Annotated in this window: 24 protein-coding genes and 1 rRNA gene; 11 read left to right on the top strand and 14 right to left on the bottom strand. The window is 71.8% G+C overall.

The window, feature by feature from the left end:
* Both rrf and ACZ63H_RS25860 read left to right on the top strand, forming a co-directional pair.
* Positions 1-69, top strand: a 5S ribosomal RNA gene (rrf, locus tag ACZ63H_RS25865); the annotation flags it as partial.
* Positions 70-147: 78 nt separating this feature from the next.
* Positions 148-714: a GNAT family N-acetyltransferase gene (locus ACZ63H_RS25860; RefSeq protein ID WP_469868847.1), complete on the top strand. Its 567-nt coding sequence runs from the start codon at positions 148-150 to the stop codon at positions 712-714.
* On the opposite strand, the gene ACZ63H_RS25855 is transcribed toward ACZ63H_RS25860, so the two are convergent.
* The 6 genes from ACZ63H_RS25855 to ACZ63H_RS25830 all read right to left on the bottom strand — a co-directional run bounded on the left by ACZ63H_RS25855 (position 711) and on the right by ACZ63H_RS25830 (position 7,918).
* Positions 711-2,243: a type IV secretory system conjugative DNA transfer family protein gene (locus ACZ63H_RS25855; RefSeq protein ID WP_469868845.1), complete on the bottom strand. Its 1,533-nt coding sequence runs from the start codon at positions 2,241-2,243 to the stop codon at positions 711-713. The genes ACZ63H_RS25860 and ACZ63H_RS25855 overlap by 4 nt on opposite strands.
* A gap of 12 nt (positions 2,244-2,255) precedes the next feature.
* On the bottom strand, positions 2,256-3,668 hold the full coding sequence (locus tag ACZ63H_RS25850) for an ATP-binding protein (RefSeq protein WP_469868843.1): 1,413 nt from the start codon (positions 3,666-3,668) through the stop codon (positions 2,256-2,258).
* 14 nt (positions 3,669-3,682) lie between these two features.
* Positions 3,683-5,239 carry an SCO6880 family protein gene (locus ACZ63H_RS25845; RefSeq protein ID WP_469868841.1) on the bottom strand — a complete coding sequence of 519 codons (1,557 nt, stop codon included), beginning with the start codon at positions 5,237-5,239 and terminating at the stop codon, positions 3,683-3,685.
* Positions 5,236-6,603, bottom strand: a complete 1,368-nt coding sequence (locus ACZ63H_RS25840) for a hypothetical protein (protein ID WP_469868839.1) — start codon at positions 6,601-6,603, stop codon at positions 5,236-5,238. Before ACZ63H_RS25840 ends, ACZ63H_RS25845 begins: the two co-directional genes overlap by 4 nt.
* A complete protein-coding gene (locus ACZ63H_RS25835; RefSeq protein WP_469868837.1) occupies positions 6,593-7,438 on the bottom strand; it encodes a DUF8175 domain-containg protein in 846 nt (281 codons plus the stop codon). The genes ACZ63H_RS25840 and ACZ63H_RS25835 overlap by 11 nt, the downstream gene beginning before the upstream one ends.
* Before the next feature lie 171 nt (positions 7,439-7,609).
* Positions 7,610-7,918, bottom strand: a complete 309-nt coding sequence (locus tag ACZ63H_RS25830; RefSeq protein ID WP_014673544.1) for a hypothetical protein — start codon at positions 7,916-7,918, stop codon at positions 7,610-7,612.
* Positions 7,919-8,277: 359 nt separating this feature from the next.
* On the opposite strand from ACZ63H_RS25830, the gene ACZ63H_RS25825 reads away from it, so the two are divergent.
* From ACZ63H_RS25825 to ACZ63H_RS25815, 3 genes are all read left to right on the top strand, one after another.
* Positions 8,278-9,048 (top strand): trypsin-like serine peptidase, encoded by a 771-nt coding sequence (locus ACZ63H_RS25825; RefSeq protein WP_469868835.1) that lies wholly within the window; start codon positions 8,278-8,280, stop codon positions 9,046-9,048.
* Between the two features lie 246 nt (positions 9,049-9,294).
* Positions 9,295-10,239: a C40 family peptidase gene (locus tag ACZ63H_RS25820; RefSeq protein ID WP_469868855.1), complete on the top strand. Its 945-nt coding sequence runs from the start codon at positions 9,295-9,297 to the stop codon at positions 10,237-10,239.
* Positions 10,240-10,469: 230 nt separating this feature from the next.
* Positions 10,470-11,165, top strand: coding sequence for a phosphatase PAP2 family protein (locus ACZ63H_RS25815; RefSeq protein WP_469868833.1), 696 nt, complete (start codon positions 10,470-10,472; stop codon positions 11,163-11,165).
* A gap of 49 nt (positions 11,166-11,214) precedes the next feature.
* On the opposite strand, the gene ACZ63H_RS25810 is transcribed toward ACZ63H_RS25815, so the two are convergent.
* Complete coding sequence (locus ACZ63H_RS25810) at positions 11,215-12,795, bottom strand: FAD-binding oxidoreductase (RefSeq protein ID WP_469868831.1); 1,581 nt, start codon at positions 12,793-12,795, stop codon at positions 11,215-11,217.
* A gap of 327 nt (positions 12,796-13,122) precedes the next feature.
* Between ACZ63H_RS25810 and pstS the strand changes: the two genes are divergently transcribed.
* The 4 genes from pstS (at position 13,123) to pstB (ending at position 17,240) form a co-directional block, all read left to right on the top strand.
* Positions 13,123-14,253: a phosphate ABC transporter substrate-binding protein PstS gene (gene pstS / locus ACZ63H_RS25805; RefSeq protein WP_469868829.1), complete on the top strand. Its 1,131-nt coding sequence runs from the start codon at positions 13,123-13,125 to the stop codon at positions 14,251-14,253.
* A gap of 107 nt (positions 14,254-14,360) precedes the next feature.
* On the top strand, positions 14,361-15,365 hold the full coding sequence (pstC, locus tag ACZ63H_RS25800; RefSeq protein WP_469868827.1) for a phosphate ABC transporter permease subunit PstC: 1,005 nt from the start codon (positions 14,361-14,363) through the stop codon (positions 15,363-15,365).
* Positions 15,362-16,417: a phosphate ABC transporter permease PstA gene (gene pstA / locus ACZ63H_RS25795; RefSeq protein ID WP_469868825.1), complete on the top strand. Its 1,056-nt coding sequence runs from the start codon at positions 15,362-15,364 to the stop codon at positions 16,415-16,417. The genes pstC and pstA overlap by 4 nt, the downstream gene beginning before the upstream one ends.
* A gap of 46 nt (positions 16,418-16,463) precedes the next feature.
* On the top strand, positions 16,464-17,240 hold the full coding sequence (gene pstB, locus ACZ63H_RS25790) for a phosphate ABC transporter ATP-binding protein PstB (RefSeq protein WP_467935164.1): 777 nt from the start codon (positions 16,464-16,466) through the stop codon (positions 17,238-17,240).
* A gap of 138 nt (positions 17,241-17,378) precedes the next feature.
* Here pstB and ACZ63H_RS25785 read toward each other — a convergent pair whose 3' ends face one another.
* Together ACZ63H_RS25785 and ACZ63H_RS25780 are read right to left on the bottom strand one after the other, a co-directional pair.
* Positions 17,379-18,377, bottom strand: a complete 999-nt coding sequence (locus tag ACZ63H_RS25785) for an inorganic phosphate transporter (RefSeq protein ID WP_469868823.1) — start codon at positions 18,375-18,377, stop codon at positions 17,379-17,381.
* Between the two features lie 7 nt (positions 18,378-18,384).
* Positions 18,385-19,005 (bottom strand): DUF47 domain-containing protein, encoded by a 621-nt coding sequence (locus tag ACZ63H_RS25780; protein ID WP_189986670.1) that lies wholly within the window; start codon positions 19,003-19,005, stop codon positions 18,385-18,387.
* Between the two features lie 215 nt (positions 19,006-19,220).
* Here ACZ63H_RS25780 and ACZ63H_RS25775 point away from each other — a divergent pair, with 215 nt between their 5' ends.
* Positions 19,221-19,529: a metal-sensitive transcriptional regulator gene (locus ACZ63H_RS25775; protein WP_181795224.1), complete on the top strand. Its 309-nt coding sequence runs from the start codon at positions 19,221-19,223 to the stop codon at positions 19,527-19,529.
* Positions 19,530-19,553: 24 nt separating this feature from the next.
* Here ACZ63H_RS25775 and ACZ63H_RS25770 read toward each other — a convergent pair whose 3' ends face one another.
* Positions 19,554-19,715: a hypothetical protein gene (locus tag ACZ63H_RS25770; RefSeq protein WP_467935194.1), complete on the bottom strand. Its 162-nt coding sequence runs from the start codon at positions 19,713-19,715 to the stop codon at positions 19,554-19,556.
* Between the two features lie 118 nt (positions 19,716-19,833).
* Entirely contained in the window at positions 19,834-20,682 is an 849-nt protein-coding gene (locus ACZ63H_RS25765) for an SCO4651 family lipoprotein (RefSeq protein WP_469868820.1), read from the bottom strand.
* 111 nt (positions 20,683-20,793) lie between these two features.
* Here ACZ63H_RS25765 and ACZ63H_RS25760 point away from each other — a divergent pair, with 111 nt between their 5' ends.
* Complete coding sequence (locus ACZ63H_RS25760) at positions 20,794-20,958, top strand: hypothetical protein (protein WP_469868857.1); 165 nt, start codon at positions 20,794-20,796, stop codon at positions 20,956-20,958.
* A gap of 48 nt (positions 20,959-21,006) precedes the next feature.
* Here ACZ63H_RS25760 and ACZ63H_RS25755 read toward each other — a convergent pair whose 3' ends face one another.
* Genes ACZ63H_RS25755 through ACZ63H_RS25745 form a run of 3 tightly spaced genes read right to left on the bottom strand, consistent with a single transcriptional unit; the run spans position 21,007 to position 24,925 of the window.
* A complete protein-coding gene (locus ACZ63H_RS25755) occupies positions 21,007-21,432 on the bottom strand; it encodes an NUDIX hydrolase (protein WP_469868818.1) in 426 nt (141 codons plus the stop codon).
* A 15-nt stretch (positions 21,433-21,447) separates the two neighbouring features.
* Positions 21,448-22,578, bottom strand: coding sequence for a CHAD domain-containing protein (locus ACZ63H_RS25750; protein ID WP_469868816.1), 1,131 nt, complete (start codon positions 22,576-22,578; stop codon positions 21,448-21,450).
* Positions 22,559-24,925, bottom strand: coding sequence for an RNA degradosome polyphosphate kinase (locus tag ACZ63H_RS25745; RefSeq protein ID WP_469868814.1), 2,367 nt, complete (start codon positions 24,923-24,925; stop codon positions 22,559-22,561). The genes ACZ63H_RS25750 and ACZ63H_RS25745 overlap by 20 nt, the downstream gene beginning before the upstream one ends.
* Between the last annotated feature and the right edge of the window lie 193 nt (positions 24,926-25,118).

The raw sequence follows: 25,118 nt of genomic DNA, 5'->3' as shown, positions 1-25,118 counted from the left end.
GAAGCTAAGCCTCACAGCGCCGATGGTACTGCAGGGGGGACCCTGTGGGAGAGTAGGACACCGCCGAACAATTTTTGGGGAAACCCCCGCACCTTTCTGGTGCGGGGGTTTTCTGCGTTATGGGCGTGGTGCGGATATCTTGGGATCATGTCCTTCGTGAGCGGCAACGACTACGTCATACGCGCCATCCGTCCCGACGATTGGGAGCGGGTGAGACAGCTGCGGCTGGACGCGCTGCGGGATCCGGTCGCGCACCTCGCCTTTCTGGAGACGTACGAGGACGCCGCGAGCAAGCCGGACTCCTTCTGGCAGGACCGGGCCGTCCGATCCGGTGCGGGCTCCACGACGGCCCAGCAGTTCGTGGCAGAGGCCGCCGACGGCACCTGGGCCGGATCGCTCACCGTGCTCCTGGAGGAGCCCGGCACCGAGGACTGGGCCGGGAACCCGGTCGAGCGGCGGCAGGGACACGCGGCCGGCGTCTTCGTACGGCCGGAGCACCGGGGCCACGGACTGATCGAGGCGCTGTTCGCGGCCGGCCTGGACTGGGCGTGGCAGCAGAAGGCCGAGAGGGTCCGGCTGTTCGTCCACGAGGACAACACCCGCGCTCGGACGGTCTACCGGAGGATCGGGTTCGCGCCCAGCGGCGTCGTCGTGGCCTTCTCCAAGGACGAGACCACGAACGAGCTGGAGTACGTCCTGGAGCGGCCGGCCTAGACGGGCAGCTCCCGGTGCGGCCAGCGGGTGCGGGCCTGTTCCCGGGAACGGAGCAGGGCGAGCGTCGGCAGGCCCTGGCCGGCGCCGGTGGCGAGCAGGTCCGGCAGCTCGGGCAGCGGGGCCACGGCCGCGATGTCGTCCAGGACCAGGGTGAGTGGTGGGTCGAGCCGACCGGAGGATGACCGTTCGGCCATGCGCCGGCCGCGCTCGACCACGCTGGAGACGAGGGCCGTCAGGAGCGGCATCGCGCCCGGATCGCTCCGCGGGTCCTCGATGGATTCACCGACCACATACAGCGTGCCCCCTTCGTGGACGAAGGAATCCAGCGCGAGGGCATCGCTTCGGTTGGGGGTGCACGCCTCCCGGATGTTCACCGTGAACAGCGCCGACAGGGCCCGGCTGGTCAACTCCTGGGCGATGTCCCGACGTTCCGGGTGCGCGGTGAGCGCCGCCTCCAGCTCGCCGGCGGCGCCGGGCGCGGCCTTCGGGTGGGTGCGCAGGGTGCGGACCGCGTCCTGGACCTGGGTGCCCTGCGCCCAGCGGTGCACGTGCCGGATGGTGCGGTTCTCCAGGGCGGCGGCGTGCAGATAGCTGCGCAGCAGGGTGGTCGCCGTGTCGGCCACCGCCTGGTCGGCCCGCGCGGTGGGCCGTACGGGCGCGAGCAGTGCCGATGCCCGGTGCAGGGCCGTCTGCCTGTCCTCGCAGCCCGCCGTGGGCGGCCAGTGCAGGCGGGCGGGGGTGTCGCACCGGTGCGTGGGGTCGTAGAGCAGGGTGGGGCCCAGCTTGGCCCGGGTGTCCTTCGTCTCCGCCCACAGGACCGGGTTGGAGGTGACGAGCAGGACCGGTCCCTCGGCATCGCGTACGGCCCGGGCCGCGGCCGGCTGCCGGTCCTCCCGGGGCGCGATGAAGACCGTCTCCCGGCCTTCGCCGGCCCCGCCGGCCGGGGGACCGGCCGGAGGCGCCGCCACGGCCGTCTCCCCGGCCGGCGTCGCGGGCAGTGGCCCGGCGACCGGCACGGGCAGTGGCTCGGCGCGCGGCACCGTGACCTCGTGGCGGGGCTCCGGAACGTCCTGGTGCCGCTCCCGTGCCCCGTACCGGGGCTCGGCGGGCACCGGAGCCGGCGGCGGGGCGGCGAGGGCGGCACCGGCCGCCGTGGCGCGTCGTGACCGGCCCGCGCGCCAGCGGGCCACCGCGCCGACCGTGAACAGGGTGAGCACGAAGAGGATCATCAGCTGGCCGAGGAACAGGCCCCAGAACAGGCCCCACCCGGAGAGCTGGTCCGGCGGGGTGTCCGGCCAGGCGCCCGGCAGGTCGTGCGGCCGGCCGACGAGGTGGCGCATGGCCAGTGGGGTGCGGGTGAAGGTGACGCCGTCCGGCCAGGCGCCCTGGGCGAACCGGGCCGCGAGGCCGGTGGCCGCCCACACCAGGACGGTCATCCCGATGAGGAACGCGAGGACGCCGATCAGCAGTCCGTCGGGGATGCCGCCCTGGCGGTCCCGGCGGGGGTCACGGCGATCGTCCGGTCTCACGCTGCACTCCCTCTAGGCCACCGTCGACTCGGAGTCGCCGAGGTGCTGTTCCACGAAGGCCGCCGCCCGCTGCTCGGCCTCCAGCTCGGCGGCGCGCAGGGCGTCGTCGGCCGCCAGGTCGCTGGAGGACTCGGTCATCGCGCGGTCGGTGAAGACCAGCGGCCGTTCCGTCTCCGTGACCAGGTGCTTGACCACCTGGACATTGCCGTTGACGTCCCAGACCGCGATACCCGGGGTGAGCGTGGGGATGATCTCCACGGCCCACCGGGGCAGGCCGAGGACCCGGCCGGTGGCCCGTGCCTCGTCCGCTTTCTGGGCGTAGATCGTCCTGGTCGAGGCCATCTTCAGGATGGCCGCGGCCTCCTTGGCCGCCGCGCCGTCGACCACGTCGGACAGGTGGTGGACGACCGCGACGAAGGACAGGCCGAGCCGGCGGCCGAACTTCAGCAGCCGCTGGAACAGCTGGGCCACGAACGGGCTGTTGATGATGTGCCAGGCCTCCTCGACCAGGAAGATGCGCTTCTTCCGGTCGGGTCGGATCCAGGTGTGCTCCAGCCACACGCCGACGATCGCCATGAGGATCGGCATGGCGATGGAGTTGCGGTCGATGTGGGACAGGTCGAACACGATCAGGGGCGCGTCGAGGTCGATGCCGACCGTGGTGGGGCCGTCGAACATGCCCCTCAGGTCACCGTCGACCAGCCGGTCCAGGACCAGGGCGACGTCCAGGCCCCAGGCCCGTACGTCGTCTATGGCGACGTTCATCGCCTCCGCCGACTCCGGCTCGGGGTGGCGCAGCTGCTCCACGATGTCGGTGAGGACCGGCTGGCGGTCGACGATCGTCTCGTTGACGTAGGAGTGCGCGACCTTCAGGGCGAAGCCGGCGCGCTCGTCCAGGCCGTGGCCCATGGCGACCTCGATGATGGTCCGCAACAGGGCGAGCTGGCCGGTCGTGGTGATCGACGGATCCAGCGGGTTGAGCCGGATGCCGTGGTTGAGGGCGGCCGTCGGGTCGAGCCGGATGGGGGTTATCCCCAGCTCCTCGGCGATCAGGTTCCACTCGCCGACGCCGTCCTCGCCCTGCGCGTCCAGGACGACGACCTGGCGGTCCTTGAAGCGGAGCTGGCGCAGGACGTACGTCTTCTCCAGCGCCGACTTGCCGTTGCCGGACTCGCCGAGGACCAGCCAGTGCGGGGCCGGCAGCTGCTGGCCGTACAGCTGGAAGGGGTCGTAGATGTAGCCCTTCCCGGAGTACACCTCGCGGCCGATGATGACGCCGGAGTCGCCGAGGCCGGGCGCGGCCGTGGGCAGGTAGACCGCCTGGGCCTGGCCCGTGGAGGTGCGCACCGGCGGCCGGGTCGTCTCCACCTTCCCGAACAGGAAGGAGGTGAAGGCCTCGGTGAGGACGGACAGCGGATCCCGCATCGGAGAATCAGCCCCTACCTTCGGATGCCGGTGGCGAACGGGAGTGTGTTCACGAAGGCGCGGTGGTGCTCCCGGTCGCACCACTCCAGCTTGAGGTACGACTTGCCGGCGGAGGCCCTTATCGTGCGCTTGTCGCGGTTGAGGGCTTCCGGGGAGCGGGCGGAGACGGTGATGTAGCCGACGAGGTTGACGCCCGCGGCGCCGCTGGCGAGGTCCTCGCCGCGCTGGTCGAGCCGGTTGTGCGCGGCGACGTCCCGGGGGTCGACGGTCCGGTTCATCTTGGCGGCGCGGGACGCCTCGGCCACGTCGTTCGTCTTCTCGGTCAGCATCCGCTCGATGGCGACCTCGGTGGGTTCCAGGTCCATGGTCACGGCGACCGTGCGGATGACGTCCGGGGTGTGGACGAGGAGCGGGGCGAGGAAGTTGACGCCGACGGGGGTCAGCGGCCACTCCTTCACCCAGGCGGTGGCGTGGCACCAGGGGGCGCGGGTGCTGGACTCGCGGGTCTTGGCCTGGAGGTAGGTGGGCTCCACGGCGTCCAACTCGGCCGGCCAGGCGTTGCGCTGGGTCATGGCCTGGATGTGGTCGATGGGGTGGTCGGGGTCGTACATGGAGTGGATCAGGGAGGCCAGCCGGCCCTGGCCGAGCGGCTGCCGCACCCGGATGTCGGCCTCCTGGAGCCGGGAGCAGATGTCGGTCAGCTCGCGGGCCATGACGACGGCGAGCCCGGCGTCCCGGTCGACCCGGTTGCCGCGGGTGCGGGCGGCGCGGGCCATGGCGTGCGCCTCGGCGGCCAGTTCCCGGCTGTAGTGCATGCAGGCGACGAGGTAGGCGCGGTGCTGCTCGCTGCTGGTGGAGACCATGGACTGGAGCTGGTCGTAGGAGCTCTGGAGCCAGTGGGGGGCGCGGTCGTCGCCGCGTACGGCGACGTCCTTGGCGTGCGCGTCCGGGTCGGCGGGCAGGGTGCGGGCCAGCATCTGCAGCCGGGTGACGAAGCCGTCGCCGTTGGCGACGTGCTTGAGCAGGGTGCCGAAGCGGTCGACCAGGGCCTCCTGGTCCTCGGAGTCGCGCAGGCCGACGCCGGGGCCCTCGATCTCGATGGCCGCGGTGACCGTCTTGCGGTCGGCGTGCAGCAGTACGGCGATCTCGTCGGGGCCGAAGGGGGCGGCGAGCCAGGTGATGCGGCCGATGCCGGGCGGCGGGCCGACCTCGATCTCGCGCCCGTCGATCCGGGTGCCGGCCTCCATGGCGGTGGACCGGTAGACGGCGCCGCGCTTGACGGTCCGCTTGAACGAGCGGTTGATCTCGAACCACTTGTAGAAGGTGCGGTGCTTGTACGGGACGTAGACCGCGGCGAGCGCGAGCAGCGGGAAGCCCGTCAGCAGGGCGATCCGCAGGGGCAGGACGGGGACGAGGAGGCCGCACATCATGCCGAGGAACGCGCCGGCGATGATCAGGGCGATCTCGCCGGTCTCGCGGTTCCGGCCGATGATCGCGTTCGGCCGGGCGCGGCCGATGAGATACGTACGGCGGGGCGTGACCGGATGGGACAGGTGGGACTCGGTCGTCAACGCCCTTCACCTCCTGAGCGGTTGTTGCGGGTGTTGCCGGCGTGCGGGGTGTTGACCGGGCTGGGCGCGCGGGGCGCGGGCGCGGCGGAGGGGACGGTTCCGCCGCCGCTTCCGCCCGGGGTGCGGCCGCTGTGGGCGGCGACGCCGCCGGAGGCGGGGTTGGCCTGGCGGGGGGTGCTGCTCGACTGGCCGGCCGCCGCGTTGCTGTCGGCGCGGGTGCTGTGGGTCTTGATGCCCTGGGCGACGAGGGTGGCGGGGGAGCTGATGACGGCGGCCGCCTTGCCCTCCGCGCCCTGCATGATGCGGTTGTTGCGGCCGCTGGCGATCTCGTCGCCGAAGCCGGGGACGAAGCGGTAGATCATCGCGCTGGCGAAGATGGCGAGCAGGATGATGGCGAGGCCGGAGACGACGGCGGAGAAGGCGTCGGGGCCGTTGTCGCCGGACAGGGCGCCGGCCAGGCCGAGGACGATCACGATGACGGGTTTGACGAGGATGACGGCGATCATGATGCCGGCCCAGCGGCGGACGTGGCCCCACAGGTTCTTGTCCACGAGGCCCGCGTAGACGACGGTGCCGAGGAGGGCGCCGACGTAGAGGAGGGCGGCGCGGATGACCAGCTCCAGCCAGAGGACGCCGGCGGCGAGGATGCTGACCAGGGAGACGACGATCAGCATGATGGGGCCGCCGCCGATGTCGTTGCCCTTCTTCAGGGCGCCGGAGAAGGTGCCGAAGAACGTGTCGGCCTGGTCGCCGGTGGCCTTGGCGAGGACGTCGGTGACGCTGTCCGTGGCCGAGACGACGGTGTACAGGATCAGCGGGGTGAAGGCGGAGGCCAGCACGGTGAGCCAGAGGAAGCCGACGGCTTCCGAGATGGCGGTGGTCAGCGGTACGCCGCGGACCGCTCGCTTGGCCACGGCGAGGAGCCACAGCAGGAGCGTGAGGATGGTGGAGGCGGCGAAGACGACGGCGTACTGCTTCAGGAACGCCTGATTCGTGAAGTCGACACCAGCCGTCTCCTTCACGGCCTTGCTGAGCTTGTCGACGGTCCAGGAGGCGGCGTCGGCACAGCCTTTGGCCAGCGAGGAGAGGGGGTCGAGGGTATCGGTGAGGGGATTGCCCGGGGTGGAGGAGCCGCCGGAGGAGCCGTGGTCCTTCTCGCACCGGTCCCGGGCGGCGCCGTGGATCAGGTCGCAGACGTCGGAGCTCTTCGTGGCCGTCGGAGTCGGGGACGGCGAGGTCGGCGAGGACGGGGCCGTCGGGGTCGGAGTCGGAGCGGCGAAGGCGCGCGTGGCCGTGAGGATCGCGGCCGTCTGGACGCTCGCGATCACGCCGGCCAGCGTGAGTACGCGGCGGTTAGCGGGCATAGGTGAACCCTCCGTACTCATCGACGGCCTTCGACATCTCATCGGAGCTGGAGGCCCTGTCGTCGCCGGGGACGGGCGCCGGGCCCTCCTTCTGGGAATGCGTGACGATCTTCCAGTCGCCCGCGGCCCATTGGAGCTTCATCGTGATGGTGAACCAGCTGTTGGTGACCGGGTTCGTGGAATTCTCGCCCGCGAGACCCAGCAGGCCGCTGCACCACACCTCGATCGTGGCCGCGTCGCCGGCGGCCTCGGTGACCTTCGTACCGATAGGGCTCGTGCGTGAGACGAAGGTGTAGCCCTTCGGGGCGGTGCCGTCGTCGTTCAGGCCGAGGGTCCTGGCGAAGGCGGGGGTGTACGCCTTGTCGAACGCCGCCTCGGAACCGGCCACTCCGGACGGGATCATGACGGCCTGCAGCACGGCGTCCCGGCGGGACTTGGTGAACATGTCGGCCGATCCCAGCGCGACCGCATAGTTCGCCGCCGCGCTTTCGGCGCCCTGGGGGGTGTGGGCGAAGCCGGAGGGGATGGTGCCGGGGGGTGAGGTGACCGGCTTGGTTCCGGTGGGGGCTGTGGCGGCGGACTCGGGCCGGTCGGCCTTCGTGGTCGCCTCCTCCTCACCCCCCCCACCCCCCCGGTTCGCGAAGGCGATGGCGGCGATGAGGAGGATGACGACGCCGACCACCGTGATCAGGCTCCTGGAGGAGGAGCGCTGGGGGCGGCGGGGGGCGCCGCCGTAGGGGTCGGGGTCGGGGAGGCGGGTCCGGGTCTGGCCCGGCTCCGGGTGGTCGCCGTAGCCCTGGTAGTCGCGGTAACCCTGTTCGTCTCCGGGACTCATGCCGCGAACGCCCCCTCCACCTCGTGGACATACGACGGTAGCCGTGCTGGTTCCCGCGCGGGCGGGGTGTGGTGACTCGACATCAGGGAAACGCAACCTCAGCCGGTGGGCACGACGGACGGGTGGGGTGGAGGGGACAGCCGTGGCCGGGCGTGCCCGGTACGGGTGGGGCTACACCGCCATGCCGTACACGATGGTGAACAGGGTGCCGAGGGAGCCGATGATGAAGACCCCGGTGAGGCCGGCGATGATCAGGCCCTTGCCCTGCTCCGCGCTGAAGGTGTCCCGCAGGGCCGTGGCGCCGATGCGCTGCTTGGCAGCGCCCCATACCGCGATGCCGAGGCAGAGCAGGATGGCGACGGCCATGACCACCTCGATCATCACCTTGGCTTCGTTGCCCAGGCTGCCGAAGGGGCCCCAGTCCGGAGCGATCCCGCCGATGATGGTGTTGATGTCTCCCTTGTCGGCCGCAAAGAGCATGTAAGTCACCGCCCCTGGTGGGTAGTTCCGCGAGCCCCTGCGGGCGCAGAGGTCAGGCCTCATTGTCGCCGACAACGTCGCCAACGTATGTCGACTTGGCGTCATTCACTGACGGGTTTCGTATGTGTGGCAGCTACCGTCACTCTGTGTATCACGGCAGGTCACCCCGGGCAATGAGGTCAGACCGGAACCTGTCCCGTGGTTCTGTCGTTGACCCCCTTTACGACCTGCGCGGTTTCTGACGCCCGGTCGGGTGGGAGGCCGCGTCGATGGTCTCACGGCGCCGCCCGCTGATTCACAGGGAAAATTCAGGGAAGCCGGGCCCCGTTGCTCACCTTTGACGGTCAGAGTGGGGCTTGATGAAGCGCATCTCACGCGGCCCGGTCACCTCGCGGCCCGCGCTGCTCGGCACGGTGGTGCTGCTCGCGCTGACCTCGGCCTCCGTGGCCGCCGCCGACGACGGGTGGGGGCCGTTCGGGGTCACCGCGGACGCCGTGGCGACCCCGCGGAGCGCGCGGGTGGGCGCGCTGTTCGCCGCGGACGGGGCGGGCCGGCCGGCCGGTGGTCACTTCTGCACCGCGTCGGTGGCGCACAGCCCGCACGGCGACCTGATCGTCACCGCCGCGCACTGCCTGGACGGCGACGGCGACGGCCTGGTGTTCGTGCCGGGCTACCGCGACGGGCGGGCGCCGTACGGGGTGTGGACGGTGACGCGGCGGTACCTGCCCGGGGCGTGGACCCGGGACCGGGACGAGGACGGCGACATCGCCTTCGCGACCGTCGCCGAACGGGACGGCGAGCGGCTGGAGGACGTGACCGGGGCCGACCGGTTCACGACCGGGGCGGCCACCGGCGCGACCGGGGTCACCGTCACCGGCTACCCGGCCTCCCGCGAGGTGCCCGTCGTCTGCGCGAACAAGCCGGTCCCGTACGGCCGTACCCAGCAGCGTATCCACTGCCCCGGCCTCACCGGCGGCACCAGCGGCAGCCCCTGGGTCAACGGCGACCACCAGATCGTCGGCGTCCTCGGCGGCCACGAGGAGGGCGGCAGCACGGCCGACACCTCGTACAGCGTGGTGCTGGGGCGGGCGGCGGCCGAGCTGTACGCGCGGGCGGCCGGAACCTCCTGAGCCGCGCTCAGGGGCGATGCGCGCGCGTGGTCTTCGTGGGCGGCCCTGTGTCCGTGGGTGCGCTCAAGCCGCCGCAATCGCCGCGCACGGCGACAATTACGGCGTCATCCACGCGGCGCGCACCGTGAAATGACGCCACTTCACGCGAAGGGGGTCTTGGAACGGCCTCGTATGGGGGAAAGTTGAACCGTGCGGAAGTCATGGGTGATCGGTGGGGCGGCCGTCGCGCTCGGCGTGAGCTTCGTGATGCTGCTGGTCGTCGGGGTGTACATCGTGGCCGGGAACCTGGTCAACGGAGTGACCACGGGGGGCCGGGGGCTGGCGAAGGGGGCCGTGCCGGCCGCTTACAAGGCGCTGGTGCAGAAGTGGGGTAATCTGTGCCCCGCGCTCACGCCCGCGCTGCTCGCCGCGCAGCTCTACCAGGAAAGTGGCTGGAATCCGACGGTGGTGAGCCCGGCCGACGCGCGCGGCATCGCGCAGTTCATCCCCAGCACCTGGGCCACGCACGGCATCGACGGCAACGGTGACGGCAAGCGGGACATCTGGGACCCGGACGACGCCATTCCGTCGGCGGCCTCGTACGACTGCGAACTGGCGAAGTACGTCAAGGACGTGCCCGGCGACGTCTCCGACAACATGCTCGCCGCCTACAACGCGGGCGCGTACCGGGTGATCCGGGCGGGCGGGGTGCCGGCCATCAGCGAGACGCGGAACTACGTCCAGCGGATCCGCAGCCTGGAGAAGAGCTTCGCCGCGCCGGTCAGCCGGCTCGACCCCTCCCACCAGGCCGCGGGTGCCATCGCCTTCGCGCAGAGCCGGCTCGGTACGCCGTACCTGTGGGGCGGCGAGGGCACCGCGGCGCAGGGCGGGCGCTTCGACTGCTCGGGCCTGACCAAGGCCTCCTACGAGAAGGTCGGGATCAGGCTGCCCCGGGTGGCCAACGACCAGTACAACGCGGGCCCGCACCCCTCGCGGGACCAGCTGCTCCCCGGCGACCTGGTGTTCTTCTCCGACGACCTCACCGACTCGCGGGCCATCCGGCACGTGGGGATCTACGTCGGCGGCGGGTACATGATCGACGCCCCGCGCACCGGTGCGGTGATCCGTTTCGACCCGATCGACACCCCGGATTACTTCGGTGCCACCCGGGTCACCGAGGATGGCGCGAAAGCACTTCCCACAAACGTATGAACCGTGTGTAAAGCTGCCCCCTGAACTGCGGTGACGAGTCTCTCTTCGATAACGTCTGCGTGATCATTCAGTGGAGAGTGGAACGTATTCATGGTGGCCGTGCGTTCCTGTTGACGTAGCCGAGCGGACGTCAGTGCGGCAGTGCAGCGGAAGCGGATCTACGAACCACGGGGGGCTGGAGCGACGCACACCCGGTGCGTCCGGACGAACGACGAAGGGGCCGCAGCACCATGGCTGTACTCGCCGAATCCGGATCGAACCCCGACGTCGACCTGCTGTACGACATCAACGGCCTGGCCAAGGACGCGCCGCACTGGTTCGACCGGGTCATGGAGTTCGTCGGCGAGTACGGACTGCTGCTCGCCATGGTGCTGCTGGTCCTGTGGTGCTGGTGGTCGGTGCGCCGCCGGGGCGGCGAGGACGCGGCGCCGTCGGTGGCCGCGCTGGTGTGGGCGCCGCTCGCGGCCGGCCTCGCGGTCCTCGTGAACGTCCCGATACGGGGCTTCGTGGAACGCCCCCGCCCCTTCCGGGACCACCAGGGCCTGGAGGTCCTGGTCTCCGGCAAGGACGACTTCTCCTTCGTCAGCGACCACGCGACGCTGACCATGGCGCTCGGCGTGGGCCTGTTCGTCGCCAACCGCCGCTTCGGCCTCGTCGGCATCGGCCTGGCCCTGCTGGAGGGCTTCTGCCGGGTCTACATGGGCGTGCACTACCCGACCGACGTCGTGGGCGGCTTCGCGCTGGGCACGGCCGTCGTGCTGCTGCTGTCCCCGCCGGCCATGGCGCTGCTCACCCCGCTGATGCGGGCCGTGGAGCGCTCGCCGCGGGCGGGCCGGCTCATCCGGCGGCGGACGGCCCCGGACGTGCCGGTGCTGCCCGGCGCGCGCCGGACGGCGGAGTCCGAGGAACGGGACCTGGCCGCGTAGCCGGGCAGCGGCCGGCCCCCGGTGACCGGGGGCCGGTGCGCGACCTTCCCTACAGCCCCTGCGCGTACGAGAAGAACCGCTGGGGGTCGTACTGCTCCTTCACCTTGCCCAGCCGCGCCGCCGCGTCCCCGTAGTACGCCTTCTTCCAGTTCTTCAGCGTGGGGTCCGTGTAGTTCTGGTAGGCCGCGCCGGAGGCGTACGGCGCCATCGCCTGGTGCGCCGACGTCAGCCAGGACTGCGCCGTGGCGCCGGAGGCGCCCGCGCCCCAGGAGGCGATGTACTGGGCCAGCATCCGGGAGCGGCGGTGGACGAACGCGGTCGCGGTCGGCGAGACCCGGTTGACCGCGCCGCCGAGCGCCGTGAACGCGATGCTGCCGCCCCCGCCGCGCACGGCGGCGATCTGCTTCAGCACGGTCCGGACGCCGGCCGCGGACAGCGGGCGGTCGAAGAAGTCGGAGCGGGCCGCGTACGTCTCCCGGCCGAGCCTGCCCTGCGGGGAGCGGCCCGGGGTGGGGCCCGGCAGGTGGCACTGGGCGTCGGTGGCGAAGGAGGAGCAGCCGGCGTAGACCTCCATGGCCTCCTCGTAGCCGCGGCGGCGCAGGGAGACCGAGCGGGCGCTCGCGCCGGCCAGGTGGGCGAGGCGGTCCACGGCGTTCTGCAGTTCGCGGTAGGTGCCGAGGGAGAAGCAGGAGACGGAGACGGTCGGGGTCCGGCCCGGCGAGCAGGCCAGGTGCAGGGAGGACCAGATCTCGTCGGGCTGGGAGGGGCCCCACTCCTGCCAGGCCGCGAGGACCTTGGCGGCCTTGGCCCAGGGCCAGGTCAGGTGGGCGGTGACGGCCTGGGGCGCGGCGTGGGTCCTGAAGTGCAGCTCGGTGACGACGCCGAAGTTGCCGTTGCCCGCGCCGCGCAGCGCCCAGAACAGGTCGGCGTGCCGGCGGGCGTCGGCGGTGACCTCGGTGCCGTCGGCGGTGATCAGGGTGGCCTGGGTGAGGCTGTCGCAGGTCAGGCCGTAGGCGCGGGAGGCGACGCCGTGGCCGCCGCCGAGGACCAGGCCGGAGACGCCGACGCTGGGGCAGGAGCCGGCGGGTATGGTCACGCCCTTCGCGGCGAGCGCGCGGTAGACGTCGATCAGCTTGGCGCCGGCGCCGACGACGGCCTGGCCCCCGGCTGCCCGTACGCGGTTCAGCCGGGACACGTCGACGATCAGCCGCTGGTCGCCGGAGGAGTAGCCGGCGTAGGAGTGGCCGCCGTTGCGGATGGCGACCTTGACGCCGTGCGCGTGGGCGTAGGCGAGGGTGGTGCGGATGTCGGCGGTGTGCGCGACGTAGGCGACGGCGGCCGGCTTCAGGCCGTCGAAGCGGGTGTTGTAGAGCTGGTGGGCGGTCTTCCAGGAGGCGTCGCCGGGCCGCACCAGGGTGCCGTCCAGGTCCCGGGCGAGGGCCGTCCAGTTCGCGGCGGCCCTGGCCGGGGCGCCGGCCCGGGCCGAGGCGGTGGTCCGCAGGGCGGTGACGGAGGCCGGGCCCGCGAGCGACTTCGCGGGGGCCGAGGGGCCCCCGCCCGCCCCGCACGCGGCCAGCGCGGTCGTCGCCAGGGCGGCCGTGCCGCCCGAGATGAACGTACGCCGTTCCATGTCCGTAGCCCTTTCCTCGGCCGTCGTGGAACGAGACGACGGCCCGCGCCGCGGGGTTCCGCCGGACGGGTGACGAACCCCGCACGGGCGTTCGTGCGGGACGGGCGCCGGGACCTCCGTGTGCCCTCCCCGTGAGCATTCCGTGACCTAACCGGGCCGACGGCAGGGGTTCACTCTCCGTTCATTTCTGGCCATCGGCGGCTTCACCTGTTCTGCCTAATTTCGGCCGTACACGGTGCGGAGTGCGGTCAACGACGCGTTCGCACCCCCGCATCTCTCACTTCGCGCGCCGCCGATCGCGGCGGCTCCTGGAAGGAACTCCCGAAAGTGAAGCTTCAGCGCAAGAACCGGCTGCGCGCCCTCTCTCTCGGTGCTGTCGCCGTCTCCAGCGCCCTGGCCCTGACGGCGTGCGGCTCCGACGACAACGGCGACGGGGGCAAGGCCTCGGGCGGTTCGTCCAGCGCCGCGAGCGCCGGCTCCATCAAGTGCGACGACGCCAAGGGCCAGCTGCTCGCGGACGGCTCCTCGGCGCAGAAGAACGCGATCGACGCCTGGACCAAGGCGTTCTCCCCGGCCTGCAACGTGCAGATCAACTACAAGGGCGCCGGTTCCGGTGCCGGTGTCACCTCCTTCACCCAGGGCCAGATCGCGTTCGCCGGTTCCGACTCCGCGCTGAAGCCCGAAGAGGTCGCCGCCTCCAAGAAGGTCTGCGACGGCGGCCAGGGCATCGACCTGCCGATGGTCGGCGGCCCGATCGCCCTCGGCTACAACGTCCCCGGCGTGGACAACCTCGTCCTGGACGCCCCGACGATCGCCAAGATCTTCGACGGCAAGATCAAGAACTGGAACGACGAGGCGATCAAGAAGCTGAACCCCGACGCGAAGCTTCCCGACCTGAAGATCCAGGCCTTCCACCGCTCCGAGGACTCCGGCACCACGGACAACTTCACCAAGTACCTGCTCGCCACCACGCCCGACAACTGGAAGTACTCCGGTGGCAAGGCGTGGCAGGCGCAGGGCGGCCAGGCCGCCTCCGGCTCCGCCGGTGTGGCCCAGGGCGTCAAGCAGAACTCCGGCGCGATCGGCTACTTCGAGCTGTCCTACGCCAAGGGCATCGACACCGTCGCCATCGACACCGGCGCCAAGGCCCCGGTGAAGCCGTCCACCGAGTCCGCCACCGCGGACATCGCCGCGGCCAAGGTCATCGGCACCGGCAAGGACCTGGCGCTCCAGCTCGACTACAAGACCAAGGCCGAGGGCGCCTACCCGATCACCCTGGTCACCTACGAGATCGTCTGCGACAAGGGCAACAAGGCCGACTCCCTGCCCGCCACCAAGGCGTTCCTGCGCTACATCGCCAGCGAGGACGGCCAGAAGGTGCTGGCGCAGAACGACTACGCCCCCATCCCCGCCGAGATCATCGCCAAGGTCCGCACCACCATCGAGGGCCTGAGCTGACCTGATCCGTGAGTGCGGCCCGCGCCCCGACGGGCCGGGCCGCCGTCCGGTGCACCGCCGCCATGAGCCGCGCCACGGGAGCGCGGCTTAGCAGACCGGAGAACCCGATGGACATATCGACGACAACCGACGCTCCTCCCTCCGCCTCCCGGCCCCCGCTCGCCGAACGCAAGCGCGCGGCCCGCGGGGCCACCCGCCCCGGCGACCGGATCTTCCTGGGCCTGTCGCGCGGCTCCGGCATCCTGCTGCTGGTGATCATGGCCGCGATCGCGGTCTTCCTCACCTACCGCGCCTCCCTCGCGATCAGCAAGGACCACGGGAACTTCCTGACCACCTTCGAGTGGAACACCAACCTCAACCCGCCGGTCTTCGGCATCGCGGTGCTGGTCTTCGGCACGATCGTCTCCTCGGTGATCGCGATGGTCATCGCGGTCCCGGTCGCCGTCGCGATCGCGCTGTTCCTCACCCACTACTCCCCGCGCCGGCTGAGCGGCCCGATCGCCTACGTGATCGACCTGCTCGCCGCCGTGCCGTCCATCGTCTACGGCCTGTGGGGCGCCCTCGTCCTCGTCCCGCACCTGCGCGGCCTGTACGGCTGGCTGGACACCTACCTCGGCTGGACCGGGATCTTCGCCTGGGAGGACGGCGCCCCGCGCACCATGCTCGCCGTCGGCATCCTGCTGGCGATCATGATCCTGCCGATCATCACCAACGTCAGCCGCGAGGTGTTCCGGCAGGTCCCGCGGATGCACGAGGAGGCCGCCCTGGCCCTCGGCGCCACCCGCTGGGAGGTCGTGCGGATGTCGGTGCTGCCCTTCGGCCGCTCCGGTGTGATCTCCGCGTCCATGCTCGGCCTCGGCCGCGCCCTCGGCGAGACGATGGCCGTGGCCACCGTGCTCTCCCCGGACTACGACATCCACGCCAGCCTGCTGAACCCCGGCGGCGGCACCTTCGCCCAGAACATCGCCAGCAAGTTCGGCGAGGCCACCGAGCAGGGCCGGGACGCGCTGATCGCCTCCGGTCTGGTCCTCTTCGTCATCACGCTGCTGGTCAACGGCGCGGCCCGCGCGATCATCGCCCGCCGCAAGGAGTACTCGGGGGCCAACGCATGAGCACCGCAGCCGTCACCGACAAGCGCCCCGGCTCGCTGCGCGGCGCCAGCCTGCCCCGGTGGTCCCCCTGGGCCATCGCCGCCGGGTCCGTCGCCGTCGCGGTGGGCATCGGCCTGGGCGCCGGCCTCGACAGCAAGATCCAGTGGGGTCTGATCGCCGCGATCCTGTTCGTCCTCGGCACCTACGGCATCGCCGCCCGTGTGGAGGGCCGCCGGCAGGCCAAGGACCGGGTCGCCACCGCGCTGGTCTGGGTCGCCTTCCTGCTCGCCGTCGTCCCGCTGGTCTCCCTGGTGTGGACGACCGTCTCGCGCGGCGTGAAGGTGCTCGACGTCCACTTCCTCACCCATTCCATGGGGGTCGTCGCCGACTCCGAGCCCGGCGGCGGCATCTACCACGCCATCATCGGCAGCCTGGAGCAGGTCGGCCTCGCCACCCTCATCGGCGCCCCGATCGGCGTGCTCACCGCCGTCTACCTGGTGGAGTACGGGCGCGGCCGGCTCGCGCAGGCGGTCACGTTCTTCGTCGACGTCATGACGGGCATCCCGTCGATCGTCGCGGGCCTGTTCATCCTCAGCCTGATGCTCATCCTGGAGCTGGACCCGTTCGGCTTCGCCGGTTCGCTGGCCCTGGCCATCCTGATGATGCCGGTCGTCGTCCGCTCCACCGAGGAGATGCTCAAGCTCGTCCCGAACGAGCTGCGCGAGGCGTCCCTGGCCCTCGGCGTGCCCAAGTGGCGGACCATCCTGAAGGTCGTCCTGCCGACGTCCATCGGCGGGATCACCACCGGCATCATGCTCGCCATCGCCCGGATCGCGGGCGAGACCGCGCCGGTGCTGCTGCTGGTGTTCGGCAACCCCTTCATCAACACCAACCCCTTCGACGGGGCGCAGGCGTCGCTGCCGCTGTACATCTACCAGCAGTACGCGGCGGGCAACGACGCGGCGTTCGACCGCGCCTGGGCGGCATCCCTCACGCTGATCGCCTTCGTGATGATCCTCAACCTGCTGTCCCGCGGCATCGCCCGCTGGAAGGCGCCCCAGACCGGTCGCTGACGCGGCCACACAGCGACCGAGCCCAATCCCTGGAAGTGAAGCAGACATGGCCAAGCGAATCGACGTGAGCGGGCTCACCGCCTACTACGGCTCCCACAAGGCGATCGAGGACATCTCGATGACGGTCGAGCCGCGTTCGGTGACGGCGTTCATCGGCCCGTCCGGCTGCGGCAAGTCGACGTTCCTGCGCACCCTGAACCGGATGCACGAGGTGACCCCCGGCGGCCGCGTCGAGGGCAAGGTGATGCTCGACGACGAGGACCTGTACGGCACCGGGGTCGACCCGGTGTCGGTGCGCCGCGAGGTGGGCATGGTCTTCCAGCGCCCGAACCCGTTCCCCACGATGTCGATCTTCGACAACGTGGCGGCGGGCCTGCGGTTGAACGGCACCTACAAGAAGAGCGAGCTGAACGACGTCGTCGAGCGGTCGCTCAAGGGCGCGAACCTCTGGAACGAGGTCAAGGACCGCCTGAACAAGCCGGGCTCCGGGCTCTCCGGCGGCCAGCAGCAGCGGCTGTGCATCGCGCGGGCGATCGCGGTCGAGCCGAAGGTGCTGCTCATGGACGAGCCGTGCTCGGCGCTGGACCCGATCTCCACGCTCGCCATCGAGGACCTGATCGGCGAGCTGAAGGACCGGTTCACGATCGTCATCGTGACCCACAACATGCAGCAGGCGGCGCGGGTCTCGGACCGCACGGCGTTCTTCAACCTCTCCGCCGTGGGCCAGCCGGGCCGGCTCGTCGAGATCGACGACACCGAGCGGATCTTCTCCAACCCGTCGGTCCAGGCCACGGAGGACTACATCTCCGGCCGCTTCGGCTGACCGGCACCCCGCCCCGGCCCGGCCGGGGCGGTGATCGGACCCCTCGCGGTGCTGCATGGCGGTGCCACCGCGAGGACGCAGAAGGGCCCGCCCCTGGCTCCCGGGGGCGGGCCCGTCGCGTGTGGCCGTCTCGCGGTCCTACAGGGCCACCAGCTTCACGATGCCGAAGGCCAGGGCCGCGACCAGGGCGGCGGCCGGCATCGTGATGAACCAGCCGAGGACGATGTTCTTGGCCACGCCCCAGCGGACCGCGTTGACCCGCTTCGTCGCGCCCACGCCCATGATCGCCGAGGTGATGACATGGGTGGTGGAGATCGGCGCCTTGAAGATGAACGCGGTCGTGAACATGATCGAGGCGCCGGTGGCCTCCGCCGCGAACCCCTGCGGCGGGTCCAGCTCGATGATCTTGCGGCCGAGCGTGCGCATGATGCGCCAGCCGCCGGCGTACGTGCCCAGGGACAGCATCACCGCGCAGACGATCTTCACCCAGACCGGGATCGGGTCGCCGAACGTCTCGTGGCCGGAGATGACCAGGGCCAGCACCACGACACCCATCGTCTTCTGGGCGTCCTGGAGACCGTGGCCGAGGGCCATGCCGGCGGCCGAGACGGTCTGGGCGATGCGGAAGCCGCGCTTGGCCTTGTGCGGGTTGGACCGCCGGAACAGCCACATGATCGCCGTCATGACCAGGTAGCCGACGATCAGGCCGACGAACGGGGAGACGAACATCGGGATGACGACCTTCTCCAGCACCCCGCTCCAGAGCACGTCCGTGCCGCCCGCCAGGGCCGCCCCCACCATGCCGCCGAACAGGGCGTGCGAGGAGGACGACGGCAGGCCGAAGTACCAGGTGACGAGGTTCCAGACGATCGCGCCGACCAGGGCCGCGAAGAGGATGCCCATCCCCGTCGAGCCCTGTGGTGTCTCGATCAGGCCCTCGCTGACCGTCTTGGCGACGCCGGAGCCGAGGAAGGCGCCGGCCAGGTTCATCACGGCCGCCATGGCGAGGGCCGCCCGCGGGGTCAGCGCGCGCGTCGACACCGAGGTGGCGATGGCGTTCGCGGAGTCGTGGAAGCCGTTCGTGTACGTGAAGAAGAGCGCGACCGCGACGGTCACGATCAGGGCGAAGGTGTCCATCGACGCCTCAGGACTCCTTGACGGCGATGGTCTCCACCGTGTTCGCCACGTGCTCGAAAGCGTCCGCCGCCTCTTCCAGGACGTCCACGATCTGCTTGAGCTTCAGCACCTCGATGGCGTCGTACTTGCCGTTGAAGAGGTGGGCGAGCAGCTTGCGGTGGATCTGGTCGGCCTGGTTCTCCAGCCGGTTGACCTCGATCCAGTACTCGGTGAGGTTGGCCATGGTGCGCAGGTTCGGCATGGCCTCGGCCGTCAGCTCCGCCGCGCGGGCCAGGACCTCGATCTGCTGCTCGACGCCCTTGGGCAGTTCCTCGACGTTGTAGAGGACGACCAGGTCGACGGCTTCCTCCATGAAGTCCATGATGTCGTCCAGGGAACCGGCGAGGGCGTAGATGTCCTCCCGGTCGAACGGCGTGATGAACGAGGAGTTCAGCTGGTGGAAGATCGCGTGCGTGGCGTCGTCACCTGCGTGTTCCGCGGCCCGCATACGCTCTGCGATCTCGGCCCGGGCGGAGGAGTCCGCCCCGAGCAGTTCCATCAGGAGTTTGGAGCCCGTGACGATGTTGTCCGCGGACGCGGCGAACATGTCGTAGAAGCTCGTCTCCCTGGGGGTCAGACGAAAGCGCACGTGGGGTCCTCGGGGTGCTTCGGTTTCGGTCAGGCTGATGCTAGGCGCATCATCCGGCCACGGCTAACGGGCCGCATCCCAGTGTCGCCCATCGGGCACTGTGATGAGCACGGGGGCGTACGAAGGCCCCCTTACCCCGCAAAGTTCGTTACCATATACCCACTAGGGGTATCTGTCCCTTTTGTCCGCAGCTCGTCCCGAGACGGAGGCCCGCGATGACGACGACGACCGAGGCCGGCGCCACGCACGGCTACCACAAGCAGAAGGACGAGCACCTCAAGCGGCTGCGCCGCATTGAGGGGCAGATCCGCGGATTGCAGCGGATGGTGGACGAGGACACCTACTGCATCGACATACTCACCCAGGTCTCCGCCTCCACCAAGGCCCTGCAGTCCTTCGCGCTCCAGCTGCTGGAGGAACACCTGCGGCACTGCGTGGCGGACGCGGCGCTCAAGGGCGGCGACGAGATCGACGCGAAGGTGGACGAGGCGACGAAGGCGATCGGCCGCCTGCTGCGCACCTGAGCGGTGCGGCGGCGCGGGCCGCGCTCAGCCGCGGTCGCGTTCCTCGGCGACGCGCAGGACCGCGTCGATGCGCTCCAGGCTGAGCCGGTCCTCGGCGGCCGAGGCCGCGATGATCAGCTCTCCGCAGAGTTCGATCTCGGCGAGGGCCACGTGGTCCTGAACCGCCGTGCCGCCGACCGGAGCCACCCGCCTCACCTCTTCCCTGCCGTCACCGCTTCCTAGGGTAGGCAGCGGTCCGCACGCCGCGCATGGCACGGACGGGCTACTTACAAAAGGGCCGTCTGGGACTAGTGACTGGCCGGAATCATCCGCTCTTCCCGGGCTCGTCCCCGGCGACCTTGCCCGTGTAGATGTCCGCGGGGGCCGGCAGCCGGATGTCCACGGGCACGCCGAAGCCGTACAGCAGCAGCGTGGAGGCGACGGCGACGGTGGCCTCGGTGTGTCCGTTGACGAAGCTGAAGCGCTGCCGGAGCTTGCGGACGCGGCCCTGGTCGTCCAGGTAGGCGTCGAACGGCACGCGGGCCGTGGCGAACCCTTTCGCCGCCGCGGCCAGCGCCGCCCGGTTCCCGGCCGAGGCGTAGCGGGCGGCGCCGGCCAGGTCGGCGGTGCCCCGGTAGTGGCGTACGGCCGTCCCGGCCACCTCGGTGCGGTCCACGAAGGCCGCCTCGCGGGTGCCGCGCAGCAGCTCGGCCGCCGCGTACGGGTCGGTGGCGCCGCCGGTCACCAGGTTGCCGTCGGACAGCGTGGCGGTGTCCACCCGCACCCACTTGTCGGCGGGCACGCCCGCGCCCCGGTTCTTCATGTACAGCGCGCCCGGGGTGAGGAGTTCGGTGATGGGCCGGTGCCCGGAGGCGCCGGTGGGGCCGGCGGGGAGCATCACGGTGAGCCGGCCCAGGCGGCGGCGGTAGTCGTAGACACCCCGGCCGCGGATGGTGACCCGGGTGCCGCCGGTGGCCATCTCCATGGCGGTGCCGGCCTTGGAGGTGCCCGCGTCCCGCAGCGCCTCGGCGGCCCGGTGCAGCACGCCCACGGGGTCGGCCGCGCCCTTGACGTCCTCGGCGGCGGCCCCGCTGCCCGAACAGCCGCCGGCCCCGAGGAGGATGCCCAGCGCGGCGAGCGCGCCGCCCGCCCGCCTGTGCTGCCGCCGATCCATCGCCTGCCTACCCCCTAGCCGGTGCGTCCGTCACGGGCCTCCGTCGTCCGGATAACGACGGCCGGGGAACACCGTCACGCGCCGCCGGGCACGCTCGGTACCGTGGTCGGCGTGGCACTCACCCCGGCGCAGCAGGACGGGCGGGAACACCGCACCTCGACGACCGAACAGGGCCGCTTCTGCGTGGCCCGCTGCACCTGCGGCTGGCGCGGCCCGGCCCGCCGCGCCCGCAGCCAGGCCCGCACGGACGCGGAGACCCACGCGCCGTCCGGCTGAACGGCCCCGGCCCCAGGGGGCGGGACGGGGCGCCGGCAGGCAGCGGGCTCAGGCCCGTCGGTCCCCGGGCCCGGTGGGCCGGTCCAGGGCGTCCACCAGCTCCCGGTCGCGGGGCTGGGTCAGGCGGGCCCGGGCGGCGGACGGGGCGAGCCAGAGGACGCGGTCCACCTCGGGGTTCGGGGTGAAGTGGCCGGAAACCGCCTCGGCGCTCCAGTACCGCACCCGCTTGAGGCGGCCGTCGGCCGCGTAGCAGACGGCCGCCAGCTCCGCGCCGGGCTCGGCGGTGTACCCGGTCTCCTCCGCGACCTCGCGCAGCGCCCCGGCGAGCGGGTCCTCGCCCCGCTTCAGCTTGCCCTTGGGGTGGGACCAGTCGTCGTACTTGGGCCGGTGCACCAGGCAGATCTCCAGGGCGCCGGTGAGCGGTGAGCGGCGCCACAGGACGCAGCCGGCCGCCTGGACCACGGTGTCGGTCACGTCGTCTCCTCCGGTTCAGGGCGCGTGGACGGCCTGCTTCTGCCACGCCTGCTGGAACGCGAACCGGGCCGCCTCCACCTCGTGCCGCTGGTCGGCGTGGAGCACACCGAGGGCGTAGGCGGTGGCCGGGGTGATCCGGGGCGTACGGGCCGCCTGCGCCGCCGCCGCTGCCGCCTCCGAGGCGTCCCGGTGCCGGTTCAGCGCCTGCCCGGCCGTCAGCAGCCGTACGTCCAGCGGGGCGGTGCCGCCGTGCAGCACCTCGCGGGCGTACCGGTACAGCCGCAGCAGCAGCCGGACCTGGTGCCAGGGGCCGTCCTGGGGGTGCGGGGACGGCTCCGGGGACAGGCCGTGGACCAGGGCCTCCGCGTTGTAGGGGTGACCGGCGGTGACCAGGGGGAGCGCGGCGACGGCGTCCGTGAGGCGTTCCTCGGCGGCGGCGGCCAGCGCGCCCAGCCCGGTGCCGGGCGCGGCCGGGGTGAGGGGCACCTCGCTGGCCAGGACGGCGACCTTGTCGGCCACCGCGTGGAAGCGGGCGGAGCCGAGGGCCTGGAGCGCCGTGGAGTGGGCCCGGGTCCGGGCCAGGGTGAGCTGGCGTTCGAGCAGGGCACCCGCCTTGGCCGCGCCGACGGTGAGGGTGCCGCGCTCCGCCGGTGCCGTGGCGTACGCCGGACCGCCGGGGTGCGCCGCCTTCCCGGTGAGGGACCGGCCGCCCACCGCCAGGGCGTCGACCGCCGGCACGGCCAGCGCCGTCACCCCGGACAGCCGGTGCAGCGCCAGCAACAGCCGCTCCAGCCGGGCCTGGTAGGCGTGCTCCAGGCCCAGCGTGCCGGACAGCCAGGCCAGTTCGGGCCGGATCTCCTCGGACCAGTCGGGGTCGAGGAGCGGGCGGAAGGTGTGCAGGCTGCCGCTGATGCGGCGGGCCGAGCGGCGCAGGGCGCGCGCCGCGTCCACGGACTCCTCCGCGCCGTCGCCCGCCACGCCCGTGCCCGCGCGCACGGGAGCGCTCCCGCCGTTGCCGCCGGTCTCCCGGTGCAGGCGCAGGGCGCGGAGGAACTCCGTGGCCTGGGCGCGCAGGTAGCCCGCGAGGGCGTCCCCCGTCGCCTCCTCGGCCGTGGGGTCCGTCTGGTCAAGGTGTCGCTGTGCCACGCCGGCGCCTCCGGGCGTCTATGAGCATCTCCTGGACGTTGCGCAGGGGCCCGCCGTCCCCGTCGGTCGCGTGCCGCGTCCACTCGCCGTCCGGGCCGAGGTGCCAGGAGGCGGTGGTGTCCGACATGCCGGTGTCCAGCAGCCGGTTGAGGGCTGCGCGGTGACCGGGGTCGACGACCCGGACCAGGGCCTCTATCCGGCGGTCGAGGTTGCGGTGCATCATGTCGGCGCTGCCGATCCACACCTCGGGCTCGCCGCCGTTGCCGAAGGCGAACACCCGGGAGTGTTCCAGGAAGCGGCCGAGGATGGAGCGGACCCGGATGTTCTCCGACAGGCCGGTGACGCCGGGGCGTATCGCGCAGATGCCGCGCACCCACACGTCCACCGGCACGCCCGCCTGGGACGCGCGGTACAGGGCGTCGATGAGCGCCTCGTCCACGATCGAGTTGACCTTGATCCGGACGAACGCCGGCCGGCCCGCGCGGTGGTGCTGGATCTCCTTGTGGATGCGGGAGACCAGGCCGTCGCGCAGCGACTTGGGCGCCACCAGCAGGCGGCGGTAGGTCTCCCGGCGGGAGTAGCCGGAGAGCCGGTTGAACAGGTCGGAGAGGTCCGCGCCGACCTGCGGGTCGGCGGTGAGCAGGCCGAGGTCCTCGTACAGGCGGGCCGTCTTCGGGTGGTAGTTGCCGGTGCCGACGTGGCTGTAGCGGCGCAGGGTCTCGCCCTCCTGGCGGACCACCAGGGACAGCTTGCAGTGGGTCTTCAGCCCGACCAGGCCGTAGACGACGTGACAGCCGGCCTCCTCCAGCTTGCGCGCCCACTTGATGTTGGCGTGCTCGTCGAAGCGGGCCTTGATCTCGACCAGGACGAGGACCTGCTTGCCGGACTCGGCGGCGTCTATCAACGCGTCCACGATGGGGGAGTCGCCGGAGGTCCGGTACAGGGTCTGCTTGATCGCGAGGACGTCCGGGTCGGCGGCGGCCTGCTCCAGGAAGGCCTGCACCGAGGTGGAGAAGCTGTCGTAGGGGTGGTGCAGGAGCACGTCCCGGGCGCGCAGGGCGGCGAAGACGTCGGGCGGGGACGCCGACTCGACCTCGGCGAGGTCGCGGTGGGTCCCGGCGACGAACTTCCGGTACTTCAGCTCCGGCCGGTCCAGCGAGTGGATGCGGAACAGGCCGGTGAGGTCGAGCGGGCCGGGCAGCGGGTACACCTCGGCCTCGGAGATCTTCAGCTCGCGCACCAGCAGGTCCAGCACCTCGCGGTCGATGGACTCCTCGACCTCCAGGCGCACCGGCGGGCCGAAGCGGCGCCGCATGAGTTCCTTCTCCAGGGCCTGGAGCAGGTTCTCGGTGTCGTCCTCCTCGACCTCCAGGTCCTCGTTGCGGGTGATCCGGAAGGCGTGGTGCTCCAGGATCTCCATGCCCGGGAACAGCTCTTCGAGGTGGTTGGGGGCGGCGATGACGTCCTCGATGGGGACGTAGCGGCCCGGGGAGGCCTCCAGGAAGCGGGAGAGCAGCGGGGGCACCTTCACCCGGGCGAAGTGCCTGTGGCCGCTGACCGGGTTGCGCACGACGACGGCCAGGTTCAGCGAGAGGCCGGAGATGTACGGGAAGGGGTGCGCGGGGTCGACGGCCAGCGGCGTGAGGACGGGGAAGATCTGGTGCCGGAACAGGGTGAACAGGCGCGCCTGTTCCTTCTCGGTCAGTTCCGTCCAGCGGACCAGGTGGATGCCCTCCTCGGCGAGCGCGGGGGCGACGTCCTCGTGGTAGCACGCGGCGTGCCGGGCCATCAGCTCGCGGGAGCGGGCCCAGATCATCTCCAGCACCTCGCGCGGCTGGAGGCCGGAGGCGGAGCGGGTGGCGACGCCGGTGGCGATGCGGCGCTTGAGGCCGGCCACCCGGACCATGAAGAACTCGTCCAGGTTGCTGGCGAAGATGGCGAGGAAGTTCGCGCGCTCCAGCAGGGGGGTGTCCGGGTCCTCGGCCAGCTCCAGGACCCGCTCGTTGAAGGCGAGCCAGCTGCGCTCGCGGTCGAGGAAGCGGCCCTGGGGCAGGGGGGCGCCGTCGGCCGGGGCCTCCTCGTACGCGTCGGGGTCCGCGTCGAGGTCGGGTGCCAGACCGGAGACGGCGGGGGACACGGCGCGCTGCCGGTGCGCGGTGATGGAGCCCACGGGGGGCTGCGGCGTGTGCTGGGCCTCGGCCTGGGCGTCTTGCTGGCTCATGAACCCATTCTTCCCCGCGGCGGCTGACACGGGCGCGTCGGAACGCGCGGGCGGGAGCCGCACGGTTCCGCTCCCCGCGGCGGGCCCCTCGGAGGGCGGCGAAGGCTCTGGCACGACGGGTGTCATTGGCCGAGCGTCGCAAGCCCGGCTGAATCAATGGTTACGGCGACATGACGTGTGGGATAGCGGGGGGCGGCCCGAAGGGGTCCCGGCCGAGGTCGGAGGGCTGCCGCCGGGGCGGTGACCGGGGAGGGGCCGCGGGGCGGGGCGGTGATCCGGGGGCGGCCGGGGGCGGGGGGAGGCGGCGGGCACGGTCCGG

The organism is Streptomyces sp. NPDC104831, from assembly GCF_055583025.1.
The sequence above is the reverse complement of the archived record's forward strand: the minus strand, read 5'-3'. Positions and strand labels throughout refer to the sequence as shown.